Origin of the sequence: Chryseobacterium bernardetii (assembly GCF_003815975.1) — a bacterium.
Lineage (GTDB): Bacteria > Bacteroidota > Bacteroidia > Flavobacteriales > Weeksellaceae > Chryseobacterium > Chryseobacterium bernardetii.
Genome location: NZ_CP033932.1, coordinates 3,903,542 through 3,921,644, shown reverse-complemented (window position 1 = coordinate 3,921,644; position 18,103 = coordinate 3,903,542). Strand labels below are relative to the sequence as shown.

Here is an 18,103-nt window from a genome sequence, read left to right as displayed (position 1 = left end):
TTTAGAGTTAAAAAATTATCTGATGCTCAGTGAATCATTTTCCGGTGATCTTGCCGTATTACTGCTGGCTTGCACATTATTTTTCTTTTTATCAGAAGGTTCGTCTTCCTCAAGGTTACATCTGCACGAAGCAAATGAAAATACACCTAAGATTCCTAAAATAAATGCTGTAGTTTTCATATCTTTTTAATTATTTGTTAGCCGTTTACAATGATTCCTCCATTAGGATGAATGACCTGTCCTGTAATTTGTGCTGCATCATCGCTGGCGAGGAACAGGAAACTAAAGGCAACTTCTTCAGGAGTCGCGTTTCTGTCTAATGGAGGCTTATTGGGATCTTCTTCCTTTTCATCAAAAGTTTCCTTGGTGAGCGGTGTTGCTACCGGGCCGGGAGCTACAGCATTGATACGAATGCCCTTAGGTTTTGCCTGTAAAGCGAGTGACCGGGTAAAAGACACTATAGCTCCTTTTGTTGCAGAATAGTCTAACAGTTCCGGATGCCCTTCATAGGCTGAGACTGATGTTGTATTAATCACACAGCTTCCCTCTTTCAGGTAAGGAAATACTACTTTTGTGAGCAGAATCATTCCTACAATATTGGAATTGAAGGTATGACGGATGTTTTTTTCCTCAAGCTCTTCAATAGAATCTGCAGGAAACTGAACCCCGGCATTATTGATGAGGATATCAATTTTTCCGAAAATTGATATTACTTTCTGTGTTGTCTCTTCACAGAAATCATAATCATTAATATCTCCCTGGAAGATGATGCATTTTCTGCCCAGATTTTCAATTTCAGCCTGGGTTTTTGCTGCATCGGCATCATCTGAGTGATAAATAATGGCAATATCTGCTCCTTCTGTTGCAAAAAGAAGAGCTACTGCCCTGCCTATTCCGCTGTCAGCTCCCGTTATGAGAACAGATTTTTTTTCCAGTTTTCCCATAATCTTTATTTTTCGGTTACCGGTTTCTGCATTTCAGCCATTCTGTGGGCCGCCATACTGTCTGTAGAAAGATTAGACATGGCTACAGATAATTTATTCTTTAATCCTGAAATGATTTTATCTTCATCATTCATCAATGCATTATAACCATCCATAGCAACTTCTTCAGGAGAAGCTAAAGTTTCTCTGTCTTCAACTATTTTGCTTTGGTTCATATCCGCCTTATTGAAAAAATCAGTATCTGTAGGTCCCGGTAAAAGGGCTGTTACGGTAATTCCTGCATCTTTAAGTTCTTCTCTGATGGCTTCAGACCACGATAGCACAAAAGCTTTGGTTCCATGATATACCGAATGCCAGGGACCGGGAACTTTGCTGGCTATAGAAGCCAGATTCAGAATTTTTCCCGATCTCTTAGGCAACCGGTCCTTAATAAACAGTTTGGTTAATATGATGACTGAAATGATATTAAGATTCACAATATCTACTTCCCGGTGAATATCAGTTTCCTGAAATTTTCCAAATACGCCCTGGCCGGCATCATTTACCAGAATTTCAGGGCTTATCCCATTCATTTTCAGTTCAGAATAGAGGGAATAGGCTTCATCCTGCAGGAAGAGGTTCTTGGATATCGGAATGGCGTTAATTCCATATTCTTTAAATTCATTGGCTTTGTTCCTAAGCTCTTCGTAATCCCGGGCAACGATAACAAGGTCGTAGCCATTTTTAGCAAACTGTTTGGCCAGTTCGTATCCTATTCCGCTTGTTGCTCCGGTAATCAGGACATATTGATTTTTACGTTCCATGTTTTCTTATTTTAAAATTAAAAGCCTGTTCAGTTCACTTTTAAAGCACCCCAAGATGAACTCTGTATAATATAGCTGGGCATTCAGAGCCTGGGTTTTGGGGTGCAGTTCCAGTTTTTTGGTAAGGATGATCTCTCCTTTATATGAAAATGAGAAATAAGCAAATATTTTATAGGCAGAATTACGGATCGGTGTACAGTAGCCCGTTGTTGAAATAGACCAATCGGTTTCAAAAAGGCTGGCAACATTTAAAGCCATCGTTTCTGCAATATTTTCCGAAACGCAGTCGCATTCTTCCGCTTCTTTTTTGTTTACCTTTAAGAGCTTTACTTTTTCGGGTAAAGTATAGGCCGTAATTCCTCCGTTATAAAACATGGAGGCATTCGGCATCTGTGAAAAAGCCAGCTGTAAGCAGCCTGATGTTACGCTTTCAGCAATAGAGATGGTTTCATCCGCAGTCATCAGACAATGGCTTATATATTCAAGAAGATTTTTTTGAAATTCCATAACATTTTGTTTTTGAAAATATTGATTAACAATTTGTATTTACAGTCCGGCAGTCTTCCATGGATCAAGAACAACCTTTACGCAACCGTCTTCTTTTTTATCAAAGATCTCGTAACCTTTGGCTACTGCTTCAAGAGGAAGGCGGTGTGTAATAATATCGTCAAGAATGATCTGTCCTTTTTCTACATAGCTCATAAGCCGGTCTATGATAGGATGTACATTACATTGTCCTGCTTTCAGAGTAATTCCTTTATCAAAGATCTGCCCAAGCCTGAAGTTATCATAGTTAACAGGATAAACCCCAAGTACGGATACTGTTCCGCCTCTTCGTACAGCACTCATACAGGCTTCAAGTACTTTTATGGAGCCTTTCTCAAAATTTAAAACAGCTTTTGCACGGTCTAAAAGGTCTCTTTCGGGTTCAAATCCTACTGCATCAATACATAAATCTGCACCTCTTCCGTTGGTCATATCACGAATCTGTTCTATAGTACTTTCGGCGTCTTTCCAGAGAATGGTTTGGCAGCCTGTGAGCTTTCTTATTTTATCCAATCTGTATTGAAGAGTATCAATCACAATAACTTTCTCCGCATTGTGAAGAATGGCACTTTTAGCTGACATTGAGCCTACTGGTCCGGCACCAAAAATGACTACGGTTTCACCTCCTTTCAAGTCTCCCCACATAACGCCTGTATAGCCGGTTGGGAAAATATCGGTAAGAAAGAGTACCTGTTCATCAGTAAGGCTTTCCGGTACTTTTCTGGGGCCAAAATGAGCATATGGAACTCTTACATACTGTGCCTGTCCGCCATTATATCCTCCATAGAGATCTGTATATCCAAATAAGGCTCCTCCTTTTTCTGTAAGAATACCGCCTTCAGGACCGTAATGTTCAGGATTACTGTGTTCACATGCCGTGGGAAGATCATGCTGGCAGAAATAACAGCTTCCACAGGCAATAGGAAAAGGAACCACTACTCTGTCTCCTGCTTTCAGGTGGTTAATATTCTTTCCGGTTTCTTCCACAATTCCTATAAATTCATGTCCCATTACCATTGGGCGTGCCTGGGGGATTCCTCCAGAATACATATGCAGATCGCTGCCGCAAATCGCTGTAGATGTTACTCTCAGTATAATGTCATGATCGTCATGAATTTCCGGATCGTCAATGGTGTCACAGGTAATTTTACCCGGTGTGTGAAAAACTGCTGCTTTCATAATATTATATTTAGTGTGATTGGTGTGAAGGGTGTTTTATTTTTATGATTGAGCGTTTCTCTCCATTTCAAGATCCCAGACTCTGTGCTGAGCAATGGCATTGATAAATTGATCTGCGGCATCCTGATCTGCCCATGTAATGATCCCGGGATCCTCATGCTTTTTTGAAGCTACATTACTGTTATGGTAAACAGGTTCTGTATCTGAACCAAAATATACAGCTTTACAGTGTTTGTACGCTTCATTGATAAAATGTAATACCAGATGTTTATTTTCAGGGATCATAAGTTCTTTTACAGAATTTTCACCTGAACATATTACAAGGGCGTCGAAGCAAACACTGGCAGTACTGGTTAAAGAATGTTTGGGAGTAAGCTCTGAGCCGTCATTGGTTCTTACCTTAGCCAGACTTGGAGCAATGAATTCAACGCGTGCTCCCTCTGATTCCAGTTTTATTTTAAGGGCGTTTGTTTCTTTCCCATCTATTCCGTTGGCCATAATAAACCCTATTTTTCTGCTCTTAATGGTATTTTTAACCGTGTTTTTCATGCTTAGTGCTTCAGAGACTTTTGTTTTAGGCTCTTTTTCTTCGCTCTGCAGTTCCACAATATTACTGTCTGCCGGTAAGCTTTGGTTAGGCCAATCCAGTTTTTTAACTTCTACCCCAAGTTTTTCAGCTACACGCCATGCAAGAAACATATCAATATAGGCAAGCTGGCCTACTACCCTTTCTCTTACAGCTGGAAGTGTCACTTTTGATAATTCAAAAATCAATGCATTTTGAAGGTGTTCTTTTTCCGGTGTTGACTGGCTGTTATAAAAGAGTTTAGCCTGAGAATAGTGGTCTACAAAGCTTTTGCTTCTTTCGCGGATCTTAGCGCCTGACACTCTTTCCTGTTGGGATACAAAGCCACCTTCAGACATCATGGCCTGGAAAGGGCATCCGCCTCCAATGGAATTAGGATCATAGCTGGTTTTTCCTTTTACGATCTGTTGTCTCATGTGGCCATCACGCTGGTTATTGTGAACGGTGTTAATTGAGCGATTGATCGGAATTTCATGAAAGTTGGGTGATCCAAGTCTTGACAGCTGGGTGTCGGTATATGAAAATAATCTTCCCTGTAGCAGTGGGTCATTGGTGAAATCAATTCCGGGAATAATGTGTCCCGGGTGAAATGCAACCTGTTCTGTTTCTGCAAAGAAATTATCCGGATTTCTGTTTAGGGTTAATGTTCCCACGATTTCTACAGGAACTTCTTCCTCAGGAACAATTTTGGTGGGGTCGAGAAGATCAAAATCAAAACGGTCTTCATCTTCTTCAGGAATAAGCTGTACTCCGAAATCCCATTCAGGATAATCTCCGTTTTCAATAGCTTCCCAAAGATCTCTTTTATGGAAATCAGAATCTACACCTGATATGATCTGAGCTTCGTTCCAGGCTACGGAATGTACTCCGAGTTTTGGCTTAAAATGAAATTTTACAAAGTGTACTCTTCCTTCTTCATTAATAAATTTAAAGGAATGCACTCCAAATCCTTCCATCATTCTTAAACTTCTTGGAATTGCCCTGTCACTCATCAGCCACATAATCATATGCATGCTTTCCGGCATCAGCGAAATAAAATCCCAGAAGGTATCGTGAGCTGAAGCGGCCTGGGGAATTTCGTTATCAGGTTCCGGTTTAACGGCATGTACAAGATCGGGAAATTTTATAGCGTCCTGAATAAAAAATACAGGCATATTATTCGCTACCAGATCGTAATTCCCTTCTTCTGTATAAAATTTGACCGCAAAACCACGCACATCCCTGGCCAGATCTGTACTTCCTTTGCTTCCTGCTACGGTGGAAAACCTTACAAAAACAGGGGTTTCTTTGCCCAACTCCGTTAAGAATTTTGCTTTTGTATACCCTGCAAGGCTTTTTGTTAGTTTAAAGACTCCGTGAGCACCGGATCCACGGGCATGAACCACCCTTTCCGGGATTCTTTCATGATCGAAATGGGTTATTTTTTCACGAAGGATAAAGTCTTCGAGTAACGACGGACCTCTCTCTCCGGCTTTTAAGGAATCCTGATTGTTGTTGATCTTTAAGCCCTGATTGGTAGTCAGCTTTTCATTGTCATTAGATGTGCTGTACTGTTTCAGTTGGTCTGCTTTTTCATTATTTTCTTCGGGTTTCATATGATATTGATTTTTGGGGTTGATGTATATTTTAAAAGCAGTCAGATAAGGGGATAGTAACTTCAGTCTTTACTGTTTTCCAGCATATTGAGCAATTTGCTGATGCATTCTTCTTCCTTTAATACTTTATAATAAGCCGTTTTGGCATATAATGTAAAAGAGGGAGTATCAATTCTGATTTCAGCATCCATTTCAGAGGAATCCACTACGTTTTGGGTATGGAATTCACGGATATGAAGGATGTATTCTTCAATATAGTTGTCTATTACCTTTTTAAAGACTTCACATTTTGCATTGCGCTTGATCTTCTCCAGAGATTTAATCAAGAAAGCTGTTACTCCATATGAGTTGATAATACCGGGAAATAAGGATTCATTTTCAATCACATTATTCTTATCATTCAGTCCGGAATGCTGTAAAGTGTCATTTTCAAAAACCATATATAAAAAGTTATTAGTTGTTGGAAGCCTTTAAATATTGCTCAAAATAATGGATGTCATCTTTATCCTTAATGGAAAGGTAGAACATAACCTGTTCCGGTTCTTTTAATCCGATACTGTTGAAACTATCAAAATGAGCAATAAATGCCTGAATGTTTTCAATATCAATATCTTTAAGAATAACGAATAACAGAAAAATATGGTCTTCTATCTCCTTGGCATAAACAGCGGCTCCATTTTCAAAACACTTACCATTATTGTTGATTTTTATGAAGCTTTTGTGCTTCAGGGTCTTTATTATTTTCTGGCAGTCCATATACATTTTGAGTTCATGATTTAAAATAAGCCATATAGATCGAAACAGCCTATATGGCTTATTGTTTGGCTGGTTTAGTCTTCCTGTTCCGCATCAAAATTGATGGAGGTTTCTGCTATTTCCGTAAGTCCGGCGTCCGTATCCTCTTCTTCCTGTAAAGTTCTTTCCAAAAGATCAGCCGCTTTGTCATGTCCCATAGTAATAGCAAGCTGGGCAAGCCCTCCGTATGTGGCAATTTCATAGTGTTCAACCTTTTGAGCCGCAATAATAAGTCCCACATCTCTGGTTGCGGAACCTTCTTCAGTAGACTTAATGGTTTCTTCGCCTTCTTCAATAATTCCTTTTATTGCTTTACATTCTTTCTTTTCAGGAGTTTCATCAATAAGTTTGAATACTTTTTCCAGACGTTTTACATGTTTCTGGGTCTGAAGATGGTGGTCTTCAAAAGCATCCTTTAAATCTTCGCTGGTTGCTGCGTCCTGCATTTTTTCCAACGCTTCAAGAATAGCATTTTCAGCGTAATAAATATCTTTAAGAGCACTTACAAAAAATTTGTGAAGCGGTGAATTTTTCATTTCATCTTTCTTGGTGGTTGCCTTGTCTGCTGTTCCTTTTTTTGCAGAAACGGCTGTATTGGTTTCTAAAATTTTATTTGCCATAATGTGAAGTGGTGTTTAAAGTTGAAAAGATTACCTCTTTATATTCAATAAAGAGGCAATCAGGAAAAAGAATTATGAATTACGTCTGCCTCCGAATCCGGATCTTCCCGAAGATCGTCCGCCTCCGTGAGATGCCTGTCCTCCCATTCTTGCAATTCTGGTACGTTCAGCTTTGCTCATTGATGCAAAACCTCTTCTTGATGTACCGGATCCTGAATTTGAATTTGAACTACGACCTGATGAACCGTTACCGGAATTTCCGCCTCTTGAGTTACCTGAACCGGATCTTCCCGAAGATCGTCCGCCTCCGTGAGATGCCTGTCCTCCCATTCTTGCAATTCTGGTACGTTCAGCCTTGCTCATTGATGCAAAACCTCTTCTTGATGTTCCGTCTCCTGAAGATCTGCCTCTGCCACCGCCAGACCTTGAACCTGGTCCTGAGCCAGAGCCTGACCTTCCACGGGAACCGCCACGGGAGCTGCTGCTACGTGAAGAACCTCCTCTTCCAGAGGTGAATCTTCCCATGCTGTCTCTCTGTTGGTTTCTGTTTCCGCCGCTGCTTCTGGAACCTCTTCCGCCACTGCCTCTTTGGTTATAATCGTCATCATCTTCATCCTCATCTTCGTCATCATAGTCGTCATCTTCATCGTAGTCATCATAGTCGTCATAATCTTCATCATAATCATCGTCATCATCATTTTCAAAATAGTCTTCATATTCTGAAAAATCATCGTCATAGTCTTCATCTCTCGATGCGTCATTAAAACCATGATCATATCCTAATTGGTAAACTTCTTCAAGGTTTTCAGGTGAGTGTGAATTTCCTCTTGAGCTACGATTTCTTGAATTTCTAGTGTTCATAACTGAATTTTTTATATTAATATTTAGTGATGTATTGCCACCCGTGACTAGTATTAGACGGCAATGGTTGGGTTCCGATAAATTCAAATTGACCAAAAGCTAAAATGCTTTTTTCGTTCCTTTACTAAGGTTTAAAGAATTGTATTGTAAATTGATAGATCAAATGTACGACTGTATAACTCACTTTTTTATGACCTGAGTCATGTTGGGTAATATTAATACAAAATTTTCCTGTCTTTAAATATGATATCCCCTTCCTGTTCCATTTTTTTCAGGGTACGGATCACTGTTTCCACCCGTAATCCTGTAAGGTTGGCAAGCTGCTGTCTGGTAAGTTCAACAGTAAAGCAATGGGTGCAATCGCCATCATGATAGCTTTTCAGATAATTTAGCAGTCCTGTAAGACGCAGCATTGGTTTTTTGGATGATAAGCTCTGCATCATGATGAACTTATAATAAACCTGCTGAGAAAAACAGGCATTCATTTCAAGGGAAAGTTCAGGATGTTTTTTAAGCATTTTTATAAAATTGCTCTTAGGGAGCCTTATAATTTCAGAAGGCTCCAGACATATAGCATTCATGGGATAACTCTGGTTTAAAAACAGAAGCGGATCTCCGAAACTTTGTTTTTTTCCTAAAATATTATGGATAAATTCCTTTCCGTCTTCATTGTAGTTATTAAGTTTTACCTTTCCCTTGGCAATCTGAAAATAATATTGTGCCTGATCTCCCTCTTTAAAGATTATTTCACGCTTTTTATAGGTTCTGAACCCTGCACCAAAAGAATGCAGAAGTCCTTCATCAATATTCATGCAGCTTACTGTTTTCATATTCCATATTAATTTTAACAGAAAAACCGTAAAACTTCAGTATTGATTCTAATACAGGATTTTACGATTTTCAATTTTCAGGATTTTTTCCTTTTCCATATGTTTGATGGTCCTTATGGCTGTTTCTACACAAAGGCCTGTAAGACTGGCCATCTGCTGCCTCGTTAAAGGAATCATAAAAGAATAAGAGGGCTTTCATCATCCTGAAAGCTTTTAAGATAATCCATCAATCCCTTTAATCTAGTGGATGGGTTTTGAGATGAAATGTTCAGCATCATAATAAATTTATAGTAAAGACGCTATGATAAAAAACTGCTTACCTCCATGCAAAGTTTTGGAGATTTATTTAATAAACTGAAAAATGTAGATTTATGAAGCCTTAAAACACTGCAATCAGTAACAGCTTCTGCATTCATTGGATATGGTTTATCTATAAACAGAATAGACTCTCCACAGCTCTGCCCTTCTGATAAGAAGTTTTGGATAAATTCTTTTCCCTCTTCATTATAATTATTCAGCTTTACCTCTCCGGTAATAATCTGATAATAATAGTGAGGGCTATCTCCTTCACAGAAAATATTTTCTGTAGGCTTATATTCTTTAATTTCAGCTCCTGCTGAAATTAAAATATTTTCGTCAATAACCATAATAGCTTTTTTTTGTTGTTTTCTTCTTCTTCTTAATCTTAGTAAAAATATCACTGGAATTGACAATAAATACATACAAATATCGAACCTTAGTCTTTATTTTATAAGTTAAATAAAGTTAAATTTATTATATATTTTATTTTAATTTAATGTTATTGTTTAATTTTTAACATTAAAAACGCATTATTTTTATTTCTTAAGTAGGTGATTTTATTTATAGTGTTGAGTTAACAAAACCCGTCTCAGCGGATGACAACGGGTTTTATCAAATATGGAGTTAAAACAATTATTTTTTTCTGTTCGTGTTAGGTACGGCTCTCGCTGTATCCTTTTTATTCATTGAAGATGTACTGTCCTTATTAAGTGTATCTGAAGGAAGCGGAGATGACGTTGGCTGATGATTAGCAGCTGTATCCGTCTGCATACTATCAGCTATTATAGTGTCAGTACTTGTAGATTGTTCTGTTCGCGTTTCTTTTTTACAGCTTAAGGCAAGAAATCCAATAAGCATAAATGACATGATAAGTTTCATAATAGTATATTTTGTGTGTGATAGGTCAAAAGTAGACTATTAGGATACCGTTTGTTTATGACCCAGGTCATAATGCTTTATTTATGATTATTTCGCAAATTTCTTAGTCCCGATTACACAGAGAATAACCCCAACTGTAATTCCCAGCATTCCTATACTTACCTGCTCGTGAAGAAGGTATGCTGCTAAAGCAAGCCCGAAGAAAGGCTGTAATAGCTGAAGCTGGCCTACTGTGGTAATACCACCAAGTGCCAGCCCTTTATACCAGAATATAAACCCGATAAACATGCTGAAGAGAGAAATATACCCTAATCCGAACCAGCCTCTAAAACTTATGGATTCTACATTGGTTGGAAAATAGATGAAAAACAAAGGAAGCATAACCGGTAATGATATAACAAGTGCCCAGGAAATAACCTGCCATCCACCTAATGTTTTGGAAAGCTTTGCACCTTCTGCATATCCCATTCCGCACAGAATGATAGCCAGAAGCATGAGGATATCCCCAACAGGAGAGGCTGAAATTCCCTGGGAAAAAGCATAACCAATTACCAAAAGACTTCCGATCACAGAAAAGAGCCAGAATACGGGATGTGGCTTTTCTCCACCCCGGAAAACCCCGAAAATAGCTGTGGCTAAAGGAAGCATTCCCAGGAATACAATAGAATGCGCAGAGGTAAGGTATTGTAATGCCAGTGAAGAAAGCAAAGGAAATCCTATGACACAGCCTATAGCAACCAGAACCAGAGAGAATAACTGTTTTTTTGCCGGACGTTTTTCTTGGTATATCAATAAAACTGAAAGCGCCAGGATTCCGGCAATCACTGCACGGGCAATCGTAGCAAATATAGGATCCATTTCCATCACTGCAAGTTTGGTAGCGGGCATAGAACCACTGAAAAGCAATACACCTATGAAACCATTGATCCAGCCGCTTACAGCCTGGTCTTTTGAAATTGTTTCTGTCATCATTTTAATAAGCTTTAATTAACTAGATCAAAATTAAAGAAGATCATTAGACAAACACAGTATCAGTTTTGTATATTTGCATGAGCACAGTTAAGAAAATGAGTAAAGAGTTTTTATACACAGAAATTGCAGATGGTATTGCCACTCAGATCAGGAACGGAGTATTAAAGGCAGGAGATAAACTCCCGTCAGTAAGAATGTTATGTAATGAACATCAGGTAAGTATGAATACCGCAAAGCGTGTTTTTCTTGAGCTGGAATCTCTGTCTCTTGTAGAATCGAAGCCTCAATCCGGTTATTTTGTAAGCCCGTTATTGTCTGTAAAACTTCCATTACCTGAAGTGAGCCGCCCTTCTTTGATTGCCAACAATGACGAACCTGATGAATTAATCAGTAAAGTCTTTGAAAATGTTGGCAAAAAAGATATTACATTCTTTTCTATTGGGATTCCATCCGGAGATCTTCTTCCTCAGGCCAAACTTAAAAAAGAGATTGTACATGCTATAAGGGAATTAAAAGAAGGCGGAACAGAATATGAGGAACTGCAGGGAAATCTGAAGCTGAGAAGAATGATTGCCATACGTTCTTTACAATGGAGCGGAAATCTTAATGAAAATGATTTGATAACCACAAATGGCGGAATGAATGCGCTGTCTTTCTGTTTAATGGCTTTGGGAAAGCCAGGAGATACCATTGCTATTGAAAGCCCGTGCTATCCAGGAATTCTTCAGCTTGCCAACGGCCTGGGACTGAAAGTTCTGGAATTACCTACCCATCCTACTACCGGGATAGAAATTGATGCCTTCAAAAAGCTGATCCCCAAAATTGATCTGTGCCTGTTGATTCCTAATTTCAATTCACCACTGGGAAGCTGTATGCCTGATGAGAATAAGAAAGAAATTGTAAAGGTCCTTTCAGAAAATAACATTCCGTTGATTGAAGATGATGTATATGGAGATCTTTATTTTGGTTCTACCCGCCCTAAATGCTGTAAATCTTTTGATAAGGATGGAAATGTGCTGTATTGCAGTTCTATTTCAAAAACACTGGCTCCGGGATATCGTGTAGGCTGGATTGCTCCGGGGAAATATAAAGACAAGCTTTTAAAGCTTAAGCTTCTGCATTCTACCTCTTCTATATCCATTGTGAATGAGGCTGTTGCTAATTTCCTGAAATCAGGAAGATACGAGAAGCACCTTCAGCAGCTTAGAAAGACGTTGCAGAGTAATTACCAGAATTATGTACAAACCATTGCCGAATATTTTCCGGAAGGAACTAAAACCAGCCGTCCGCAAGGCGGATTATCCTTATGGGTAGAATTTGATAAAAAGATCCGTACCACAGAGTTGTATGATCTTGCTATTAAAGAGAATATAAGTATTGCTCCCGGAAGAATGTTTACTTTTCAGGATCAGTTTGAAAACTGTATGAGACTTTGTATCGGGCTTCCATGGTCAGATGAAACCCAGGCAAAACTCAAACAGGTGGGGCAGCTTGCTAAAAAGATTTATTCAAGGTAAGGAAGATGGAAGCCATTGCTGTCTTAGGAATAACTTATGCCAATTTTATTAAAATTAAAAAAAGGATTAAAACAATTGGGCTAAAGTTCTATTGTGTTCAACAGAACTTCCGGCCTCCTTCTCCCATCTTCCTGCCTTTTTATTTATTATCCGGAACAAAGTTCTTTCTTGCCAGCTCTTTTCTTACGCGGCTTAAACTTTCCGGGGTAATGCCAAGATAAGAAGCAATCATCCATTGAGGAACCCTAAGAAGAAGGTCCGGATACATTTTTATGAATTTCATATATCTTTCTTCTGCAGTTTCTCCCAATAAAGAGTTGATCCTGTTCTGAAGGCTTCTGATATGTTTCTGAAGCAGAAAATCACTGCGTTCAATGCTGTTTGGGAACTGTTCTACCAATTTATTGAAGAAATCAGGATGCAGAAACAACACTTCCGAATCTTCTACAGCTTCAATATAATAATTGGATTTTTCATTGAAATAAAGACTGCTTCGGTCAGAAATCAGCCAGCTTTCAGGGGCAAACTGTATAATATGTTCTTTCCCATTCTTATCGATAGAGTACATCTTCAAAAGTCCTTTTTCAACAAAGAATATGTGTCTGCAGATTTCGCCGTACTGAAGAAGAAACTGGTTTTTAGGGATCTTTTTTACTTCATAATGCAGGCTGCAGGTATTCACACTTTGAAGGGGAACGTTTAAGACTTTGGCTAAATAATTATTAATATTCTTCATTATACGATCTGGCTTAAAGAAATGTCCTGGTGCGAAGCGCTGTTAACGGGCTTTCCGTTTTCAATAACAATCAGCTGCGGACTTTCATGCCTTATCCCGAAATCCTCAGCAATTTTATTTGAAATAGGCCGGTGAGCTAGCAGATCAAGAAAATAAACGTTTACCTTTTGATCCGAATTTTCAATTTCTTTTTCAAAATTCCTCAATACTGTTTTGCTGATAAAACAGCTTGTTGAATGTTTAAATATCGCTATTTTATGCTGATAGGAGCTTTCAATGGCTTTTTCCAGGTCTTCTTCAGACTTTATATTTTGCCAGAAAGATTTTTGATCAGAGGTTTCACTATTATTTCCGCCGAATATTTTTTCAAAAAAACTCATACATTAAATTGTTTTAAATGATGATCAAGATGCTTATATTCTAAAAAATCCCAGTCTTTTTCAGTCATGTTTCCGAATAATCTGTGACTGTCCGGCAGTTTTCTGTTTTCACAGGCTTCCCGGAATTCCTCCAGCGTATTCAGCAGATTGGTTTTTGATTCATCAAAATCACACTCAAAATTAACGATTAGTTTTTGAAAAGTAGGCATGTTTCTGGGAATTCCGTTATTGAAAACATACATTTCCAATTTTGTAACGATTCCTATTGTCCCGAAAACAAGATTAATGCGGGGAAGTTCAATTTTGCGTAGGGCAACCTGAAGAACTAGATCACAGTGCGTTAACATCTGGCAGACATCCATTTTTCCCCATTTTTTTTGGCTGTCCGCAGATAATCTGGAAATTCTGTCCGTAATTTCCTTAAAATATATTGGATGAGTGAGGAGTTTCTTTACCAACCTTTTTCTTTCTTCAGATTTTCAATGTGTGCGAAATGATGATTACAATGCCAGACATATAAAGCAAGATTATCCCTTAAATTATAGTTCCTGTTATGCTCAGGATGATGAAAAGTTCTTTCAAACTGTTTGTTGGTAAGGCTTTTAAGAAGTGTTGTCCACCGCTGGTGAGTTCCCTTTATCATTCTCATCGCAGGCTTTATAGGCATATGAATACTGTCCTGAAGTTCTGCCCACTTAGCTTCATCATAAGGTTTTATGGTTGGATTGTCTTCTGTAAGTGCCAGCTTAAAACGGATAAAACTGTTGGCGTGGCTGTCAGCAATATGATTAACAAGTTGTCTCACTGTCCATCCTCCTTCTCTGTAAGGTGTATCAAGCTGTTCATCTGTAAAATGTTCAATGAGATTCTTCAATTTTCCGGGAAAGTCTTTTATTGCTTTAATATAGGTGTCTAAAGTGGTATCACAGATATTTTCCGGTGCTTCAAACGGCCCTATTGGGAATTTTTTATTCTCAAAATCATTCATTGTTCAGGTTTTTAAGTCTTAGTTGTGGCTAGTTTGCCTGGTAATCCGGTGGGCAAGCCTTTTTATCCGGTTTTGTAAATGTATTAAAATTCAGGAAAATTAAATATGAAAAAAACGTTAATTATAAAGATTATACAGGAAATATAAAAGCTCCGATTGCAGACAATCAGAGCTTTTAATTTATATTTTAATAACCATGCAGGTTAATTCCTTCTGTTCTTTCCAAAGGTACTTTTTTACCCATTTTCTTTTGAATTACCCTGAAATGCTGCAGTTCATCATCCGTCAGAATGTTAATGGCAGTTCCTTTTTCGTTCGCACGCCCCGTTCTTCCGATTCGGTGAATATAATCCAAAGGAGATCGCGGCAGCTCATAATTGATGACACAAGGCAAATAATCTATGTGGATTCCACGGCCTATTAAGTCCGTTGCAACCAAAATCTGAGCCCCGTTAGATTTGAATTCCTCTAAATTATTCTTTCGGGCACCCTGGGATTTCTGACTGTGAATAGCTACAGCCTTAATTTTATTTTTCTTAAGCTTTTCCACCAAATTATCAGCAGATCTCGTAGATGAAACAAAGATCAGAGCCTTTTCAACTTTCTTTTCTTTGATTAAATATCGTAAAAAAGGTCCCTTATTTTCCGGGGCAACATGATAGGCAAACTGTTCGATGTTATCAATCTCAACATCTTCTTTTTTAATTTCAATTATTGTTGGGTTAATAGATAGACGTTCTTTCATTTCAGTAACTTTATCATTTAAAGTGGCTGAGAACAAAGTTGTTTGTTTTACCACAGGCATCAGCTCAAAAAGCCTGTTCATCTCTTCACCAAAACCTAATTGAAACATTTTATCTGCTTCATCAATAACCAAATGTTTAATTTCTGAAATGCTCAGTGCATTATGATCAATCAAATCTAATAAACGTCCGGGAGTGGCTATAAGAACTTCTACGCCAAACATCCCTTTCATCTGTGGGTTGATAGAAACTCCGCCATAAACTGCCATAGTACGGATATCACGCTTCAGGGTTTCTGTAAATGCTCTGAACACTTCATCAATCTGAATGGCCAGTTCACGTGTAGGCACCAATATCAAAACCTGTACATTACGTCCTTTCTTTGCTTCCGTATTCTGTAACTTTTCCAAAATCGGCATAACAAAACAAGCCGTTTTCCCGGAACCAGTCTTTGCAATTCCCATAAGGTCTTTGCCTTGAAGAATAACAGGGACAGCCTGTTCCTGAATTGGAAAAGGTTTTAAATATCCCAGTTTTTTAACAGAGCGAATAATATTGTGTGATAAACCTAAAGATTCAAATGACATAAAAACTATTTATTTATGCAAAGATACGCTAAAAGGATGGATGATGGATGATGGAAGAAGGGTGTGGTGATAATCAAAAAATATTGATCCTCCTTTTAAAGGTGACAGTTCGTCGTTGTATCACTAAAGGTAATTTACAAATTCTCTCCTCAGTCTTCCAGCCTTTATTTTTTTGCCGATTTGTCCGATAATTCATTTTTGGACAAATTTTTGCCAATTAGTTTTGTAAATTTATCAAAAATTCGAGAATTCAAAATATGAAAAAAGCGTTAATAATAGTCGATGTACAGAATGATTTTTGTGAAGGCGGAGCATTGGCAGTACCGGGAGCTAACGAGATTATTCCTTATATCAATCTTTTGATGGAAGAAAATGAATATGATCAGATCATTTTAACACAAGACTGGCATCCGGCAGGCCATAAAAGTTTTGCAAGCACCAATGGGCGTAAGGTAGGTGAAAGCATTATCCTTAATGGGGTTCCGCAGTTTATGTGGCCGGATCATTGTGTACAGGGAACTTTTGGTGCAGAATTCCATAAAGATCTAAACCAAAGCAAGGTTACCCATATCATACAGAAAGGAAAAAATATTGAAATTGACAGCTATAGTGGCTTCCAGGATAATAATCATTTTATGAAAACCGGGTTGGATGATTTTCTGAAATACCATGATATCCAGTTAGTGGAAATTGTAGGTCTGGCAATGGATTATTGCGTAAAGTATACTGCTCAGGATGCTGTAGCCAACGGATATGTAACCTGTCTTCATTTCAACGGAACCAGAGCTGTAAATGTAAAGCCTGATAACGGAAGAGATGCAATCTATGATATGATTGAAAAAGGAGTAACAGTATTGGGATAAAATATTGTATAATTGATTAATGATGATTGATAAACATTAATCTTTTAGAATTTGAATATCTGTAAAAATAAAAGGCACTGATTAATTTCAGCGCCTTTATATTTTTCAATCCTAAAAATGATTTTATTTTTAAAGCATTTTTAGGTTGTTTACTTCCAGTTCTGTAAGGATTCTCCAGTGTCCTCTTTTGATGTTTTTCTTCGTTAATCCGGCAAACATTACTCTGTCTAAAGACTCTACTTCGTATCCTAACCTTTGGAAAATTCTTCTGATAACACGGTTCCATCCGATATGGATCTCAATTCCGACCTCATTTTTAGGTTTACCTTCAATGTATGAAATCTGGTCAACCACAGCTACTCCCTCATCAAGACGGATTCCTTCAGCAATAAGACGTAAATCTTCACCCGTTAGTTTCTTATCCAACGTTACATGGTAAATCTTCTTGGCATCAAAAGATGGATGCGTAAGTTTTTTAGTCATGTGTCCGTCATTGGTCAACAAAATAACCCCTGTAGTGGAACGGTCTAATCTTCCAACCGGGAACAATCTGTAAGGAGAAGCATTGGCTACAAGATCCATTACTGTTTTTCTTGCTTTATCATCCTTAGTGGTAGAAATATACCCTTTTGGCTTATTCAGAAGTACATAAACAGGTTTTTCCGGTGTAATACTTTGTCCGTCAAAAACAACTCTGTCGGTTTTCTGTACCTGATATCCCATTTCAGTTACCACTTTTCCGTTCACTTCTACAAGTCCCTGAGTGATAAGTTCATCAGCCTCTCTCCTGCTGCAGATCCCGGAATTAGCAATATACTTATTAAGACGGATGCTGTCTTTATGAATGTCTTTATCAATCTTGTTCAGCCTTCTTTTCTGTACAAAAGATTTAGTTTTATCCTCTCTTCTTTCCTCTCCATTAGCAGAAGGTCTTCTACCGTATTTCAGGCTGCCTCTTTCATACTTATCTCTCGTGTCAAAGTTTTTTCCACCTCTTTTAGGCCTTCCGAAAGATTTTTTCTCAAAACTCTCACTTTTATTCGTGATATAAGGTTTTCTTTCAGATTTTGAGTCAAAATCATCATTGGAGCCATCAAAGCCTCCTGTACTTTTCTTGAACGGTTTCTTCTCAAATTTTGAATTGGACCCTTTATGTTCGGGACCTTTTCTTCCGCCGTCTTTAGAGAAAGGTTTTTTATAAGGTTTTGATCCTGAAGAATTTCCAGATCTGGAAGCACGAGAATCATCAGAACTTTTCTTGGTTGAAATTCTTGGTCTCTTTGGTCTGTCTGAATTATTATTATCTCTGCTCATTCTAAAAATTTCTGCAAAGATAGTAATTTAGTTACGAGTTAAAAATTAAGAATCATAACTTTGCA

23 protein-coding genes are annotated in these 18,103 nt (G+C 38.1%); 2 read left to right on the top strand and 21 right to left on the bottom strand.

What is annotated here, in order from left to right; genetic code table 11:
* Nucleotides 1-15 precede the first annotated feature (15 nt).
* The 15 genes from EG339_RS24330 to EG339_RS17750 form a co-directional block, all read right to left on the bottom strand.
* A complete protein-coding gene (locus tag EG339_RS24330) occupies nucleotides 16-180 on the bottom strand; it encodes a hypothetical protein (protein ID WP_164465356.1) in 165 nt (54 codons plus the stop codon).
* A 17-nt stretch (nucleotides 181-197) separates the two neighbouring features.
* A complete protein-coding gene (locus EG339_RS17810) occupies nucleotides 198-944 on the bottom strand; it encodes an SDR family oxidoreductase (RefSeq protein ID WP_164466457.1) in 747 nt (248 codons plus the stop codon).
* A 5-nt stretch (nucleotides 945-949) separates the two neighbouring features.
* Complete coding sequence (locus EG339_RS17805; RefSeq protein ID WP_123871271.1) at nucleotides 950-1,747, bottom strand: SDR family NAD(P)-dependent oxidoreductase; 798 nt, start codon at nucleotides 1,745-1,747, stop codon at nucleotides 950-952.
* 6 nt (nucleotides 1,748-1,753) lie between these two features.
* A complete protein-coding gene (locus EG339_RS17800) occupies nucleotides 1,754-2,254 on the bottom strand; it encodes a CinA family protein (protein ID WP_123871270.1) in 501 nt (166 codons plus the stop codon).
* A gap of 39 nt (nucleotides 2,255-2,293) precedes the next feature.
* Entirely contained in the window at nucleotides 2,294-3,472 is a 1,179-nt protein-coding gene (locus EG339_RS17795) for a zinc-dependent alcohol dehydrogenase (RefSeq protein WP_123871269.1), read from the bottom strand.
* 42 nt (nucleotides 3,473-3,514) lie between these two features.
* The gene (locus EG339_RS17790) at nucleotides 3,515-5,653 is read right to left on the bottom strand and encodes a catalase (protein ID WP_123871268.1); all 2,139 of its coding nucleotides are present in this window, start codon (nucleotides 5,651-5,653) and stop codon (nucleotides 3,515-3,517) included.
* A 62-nt stretch (nucleotides 5,654-5,715) separates the two neighbouring features.
* Nucleotides 5,716-6,093: a hypothetical protein gene (locus EG339_RS17785; protein WP_123871267.1), complete on the bottom strand. Its 378-nt coding sequence runs from the start codon at nucleotides 6,091-6,093 to the stop codon at nucleotides 5,716-5,718.
* 13 nt (nucleotides 6,094-6,106) lie between these two features.
* Nucleotides 6,107-6,409, bottom strand: coding sequence for a hypothetical protein (locus EG339_RS17780; protein ID WP_123871266.1), 303 nt, complete (start codon nucleotides 6,407-6,409; stop codon nucleotides 6,107-6,109).
* A 74-nt stretch (nucleotides 6,410-6,483) separates the two neighbouring features.
* The gene (locus EG339_RS17775; RefSeq protein WP_123871265.1) at nucleotides 6,484-7,068 is read right to left on the bottom strand and encodes a YciE/YciF ferroxidase family protein; all 585 of its coding nucleotides are present in this window, start codon (nucleotides 7,066-7,068) and stop codon (nucleotides 6,484-6,486) included.
* Nucleotides 7,069-7,140: 72 nt separating this feature from the next.
* On the bottom strand, nucleotides 7,141-7,929 hold the full coding sequence (locus EG339_RS17770) for a KGG domain-containing protein (RefSeq protein ID WP_123871264.1): 789 nt from the start codon (nucleotides 7,927-7,929) through the stop codon (nucleotides 7,141-7,143).
* Nucleotides 7,930-8,144: 215 nt separating this feature from the next.
* Nucleotides 8,145-8,759, bottom strand: a complete 615-nt coding sequence (locus tag EG339_RS17765; protein WP_228459648.1) for a Crp/Fnr family transcriptional regulator — start codon at nucleotides 8,757-8,759, stop codon at nucleotides 8,145-8,147.
* A 48-nt stretch (nucleotides 8,760-8,807) separates the two neighbouring features.
* Nucleotides 8,808-8,912 (bottom strand): hypothetical protein, encoded by a 105-nt coding sequence (locus EG339_RS24570; protein WP_262706926.1) that lies wholly within the window; start codon nucleotides 8,910-8,912, stop codon nucleotides 8,808-8,810.
* 146 nt (nucleotides 8,913-9,058) lie between these two features.
* Entirely contained in the window at nucleotides 9,059-9,406 is a 348-nt protein-coding gene (locus EG339_RS24565) for a Crp/Fnr family transcriptional regulator (RefSeq protein WP_228459646.1), read from the bottom strand.
* A gap of 286 nt (nucleotides 9,407-9,692) precedes the next feature.
* Entirely contained in the window at nucleotides 9,693-9,938 is a 246-nt protein-coding gene (locus EG339_RS17755) for a hypothetical protein (RefSeq protein WP_123871263.1), read from the bottom strand.
* A gap of 87 nt (nucleotides 9,939-10,025) precedes the next feature.
* Nucleotides 10,026-10,910: a DMT family transporter gene (locus EG339_RS17750; protein WP_123871262.1), complete on the bottom strand. Its 885-nt coding sequence runs from the start codon at nucleotides 10,908-10,910 to the stop codon at nucleotides 10,026-10,028.
* Between the two features lie 95 nt (nucleotides 10,911-11,005).
* On the opposite strand from EG339_RS17750, the gene EG339_RS17745 reads away from it, so the two are divergent.
* A complete protein-coding gene (locus tag EG339_RS17745; protein ID WP_123871261.1) occupies nucleotides 11,006-12,427 on the top strand; it encodes an aminotransferase-like domain-containing protein in 1,422 nt (473 codons plus the stop codon).
* Nucleotides 12,428-12,566: 139 nt separating this feature from the next.
* Here EG339_RS17745 and EG339_RS17740 read toward each other — a convergent pair whose 3' ends face one another.
* The 5 genes from EG339_RS17740 to EG339_RS17720 all read right to left on the bottom strand — a co-directional run bounded on the left by EG339_RS17740 (nucleotide 12,567) and on the right by EG339_RS17720 (nucleotide 15,861).
* Nucleotides 12,567-13,163 carry a Crp/Fnr family transcriptional regulator gene (locus EG339_RS17740; protein WP_066693650.1) on the bottom strand — a complete coding sequence of 199 codons (597 nt, stop codon included), beginning with the start codon at nucleotides 13,161-13,163 and terminating at the stop codon, nucleotides 12,567-12,569.
* Nucleotides 13,163-13,543, bottom strand: coding sequence for a bacillithiol system redox-active protein YtxJ (ytxJ, locus tag EG339_RS17735; RefSeq protein WP_123871260.1), 381 nt, complete (start codon nucleotides 13,541-13,543; stop codon nucleotides 13,163-13,165). Before ytxJ ends, EG339_RS17740 begins: the two co-directional genes overlap by 1 nt.
* Complete coding sequence (locus EG339_RS17730) at nucleotides 13,540-14,001, bottom strand: DUF1569 domain-containing protein (protein ID WP_225718227.1); 462 nt, start codon at nucleotides 13,999-14,001, stop codon at nucleotides 13,540-13,542. The genes ytxJ and EG339_RS17730 overlap by 4 nt, the downstream gene beginning before the upstream one ends.
* Nucleotides 13,995-14,531 carry a YfiT family bacillithiol transferase gene (locus EG339_RS17725; RefSeq protein ID WP_123871259.1) on the bottom strand — a complete coding sequence of 179 codons (537 nt, stop codon included), beginning with the start codon at nucleotides 14,529-14,531 and terminating at the stop codon, nucleotides 13,995-13,997. Before EG339_RS17725 ends, EG339_RS17730 begins: the two co-directional genes overlap by 7 nt.
* A gap of 187 nt (nucleotides 14,532-14,718) precedes the next feature.
* Nucleotides 14,719-15,861: a DEAD/DEAH box helicase gene (locus EG339_RS17720; RefSeq protein WP_123871258.1), complete on the bottom strand. Its 1,143-nt coding sequence runs from the start codon at nucleotides 15,859-15,861 to the stop codon at nucleotides 14,719-14,721.
* 257 nt (nucleotides 15,862-16,118) lie between these two features.
* Between EG339_RS17720 and pncA the strand changes: the two genes are divergently transcribed.
* The gene (pncA, locus tag EG339_RS17715; protein WP_066694887.1) at nucleotides 16,119-16,724 is read left to right on the top strand and encodes a bifunctional nicotinamidase/pyrazinamidase; all 606 of its coding nucleotides are present in this window, start codon (nucleotides 16,119-16,121) and stop codon (nucleotides 16,722-16,724) included.
* A gap of 129 nt (nucleotides 16,725-16,853) precedes the next feature.
* Here the strand turns inward: pncA and EG339_RS17710 are convergent, their stop codons facing one another.
* Nucleotides 16,854-18,038, bottom strand: a complete 1,185-nt coding sequence (locus EG339_RS17710) for a pseudouridine synthase (protein ID WP_228459010.1) — start codon at nucleotides 18,036-18,038, stop codon at nucleotides 16,854-16,856.
* Between the last annotated feature and the right edge of the window lie 65 nt (nucleotides 18,039-18,103).

Coding starts and splice junctions, on each gene's coding strand:
- EG339_RS24330 (WP_164465356.1), bottom strand. CDS start 180: ATGAAAACTACAGCATTTATTTTAGGAATCTTAGGTGTATTTTCATTT.
- EG339_RS17810 (WP_164466457.1), bottom strand. CDS start 944: ATGGGAAAACTGGAAAAAAAATCTGTTCTCATAACGGGAGCTGACAGC.
- EG339_RS17805 (WP_123871271.1), bottom strand. CDS start 1,747: ATGGAACGTAAAAATCAATATGTCCTGATTACCGGAGCAACAAGCGGA.
- EG339_RS17800 (WP_123871270.1), bottom strand. CDS start 2,254: ATGGAATTTCAAAAAAATCTTCTTGAATATATAAGCCATTGTCTGATG.
- EG339_RS17795 (WP_123871269.1), bottom strand. CDS start 3,472: ATGAAAGCAGCAGTTTTTCACACACCGGGTAAAATTACCTGTGACACC.
- EG339_RS17790 (WP_123871268.1), bottom strand. CDS start 5,653: ATGAAACCCGAAGAAAATAATGAAAAAGCAGACCAACTGAAACAGTAC.
- EG339_RS17785 (WP_123871267.1), bottom strand. CDS start 6,093: ATGGTTTTTGAAAATGACACTTTACAGCATTCCGGACTGAATGATAAG.
- EG339_RS17780 (WP_123871266.1), bottom strand. CDS start 6,409: ATGGACTGCCAGAAAATAATAAAGACCCTGAAGCACAAAAGCTTCATA.
- EG339_RS17775 (WP_123871265.1), bottom strand. CDS start 7,068: ATGGCAAATAAAATTTTAGAAACCAATACAGCCGTTTCTGCAAAAAAA.
- EG339_RS17770 (WP_123871264.1), bottom strand. CDS start 7,929: ATGAACACTAGAAATTCAAGAAATCGTAGCTCAAGAGGAAATTCACAC.
- EG339_RS17765 (WP_228459648.1), bottom strand. CDS start 8,759: ATGAAAACAGTAAGCTGCATGAATATTGATGAAGGACTTCTGCATTCT.
- EG339_RS24570 (WP_262706926.1), bottom strand. CDS start 8,912: ATGGCCAGTCTTACAGGCCTTTGTGTAGAAACAGCCATAAGGACCATC.
- EG339_RS24565 (WP_228459646.1), bottom strand. CDS start 9,406: ATGGTTATTGACGAAAATATTTTAATTTCAGCAGGAGCTGAAATTAAA.
- EG339_RS17755 (WP_123871263.1), bottom strand. CDS start 9,938: ATGAAACTTATCATGTCATTTATGCTTATTGGATTTCTTGCCTTAAGC.
- EG339_RS17750 (WP_123871262.1), bottom strand. CDS start 10,910: ATGATGACAGAAACAATTTCAAAAGACCAGGCTGTAAGCGGCTGGATC.
- EG339_RS17745 (WP_123871261.1), top strand. CDS start 11,006: ATGAGTAAAGAGTTTTTATACACAGAAATTGCAGATGGTATTGCCACT.
- EG339_RS17740 (WP_066693650.1), bottom strand. CDS start 13,163: ATGAAGAATATTAATAATTATTTAGCCAAAGTCTTAAACGTTCCCCTT.
- ytxJ (WP_123871260.1), bottom strand. CDS start 13,543: ATGAGTTTTTTTGAAAAAATATTCGGCGGAAATAATAGTGAAACCTCT.
- EG339_RS17725 (WP_123871259.1), bottom strand. CDS start 14,531: ATGAATGATTTTGAGAATAAAAAATTCCCAATAGGGCCGTTTGAAGCA.
- EG339_RS17720 (WP_123871258.1), bottom strand. CDS start 15,861: ATGTCATTTGAATCTTTAGGTTTATCACACAATATTATTCGCTCTGTT.
- pncA (WP_066694887.1), top strand. CDS start 16,119: ATGAAAAAAGCGTTAATAATAGTCGATGTACAGAATGATTTTTGTGAA.
- EG339_RS17710 (WP_228459010.1), bottom strand. CDS start 18,038: ATGAGCAGAGATAATAATAATTCAGACAGACCAAAGAGACCAAGAATT.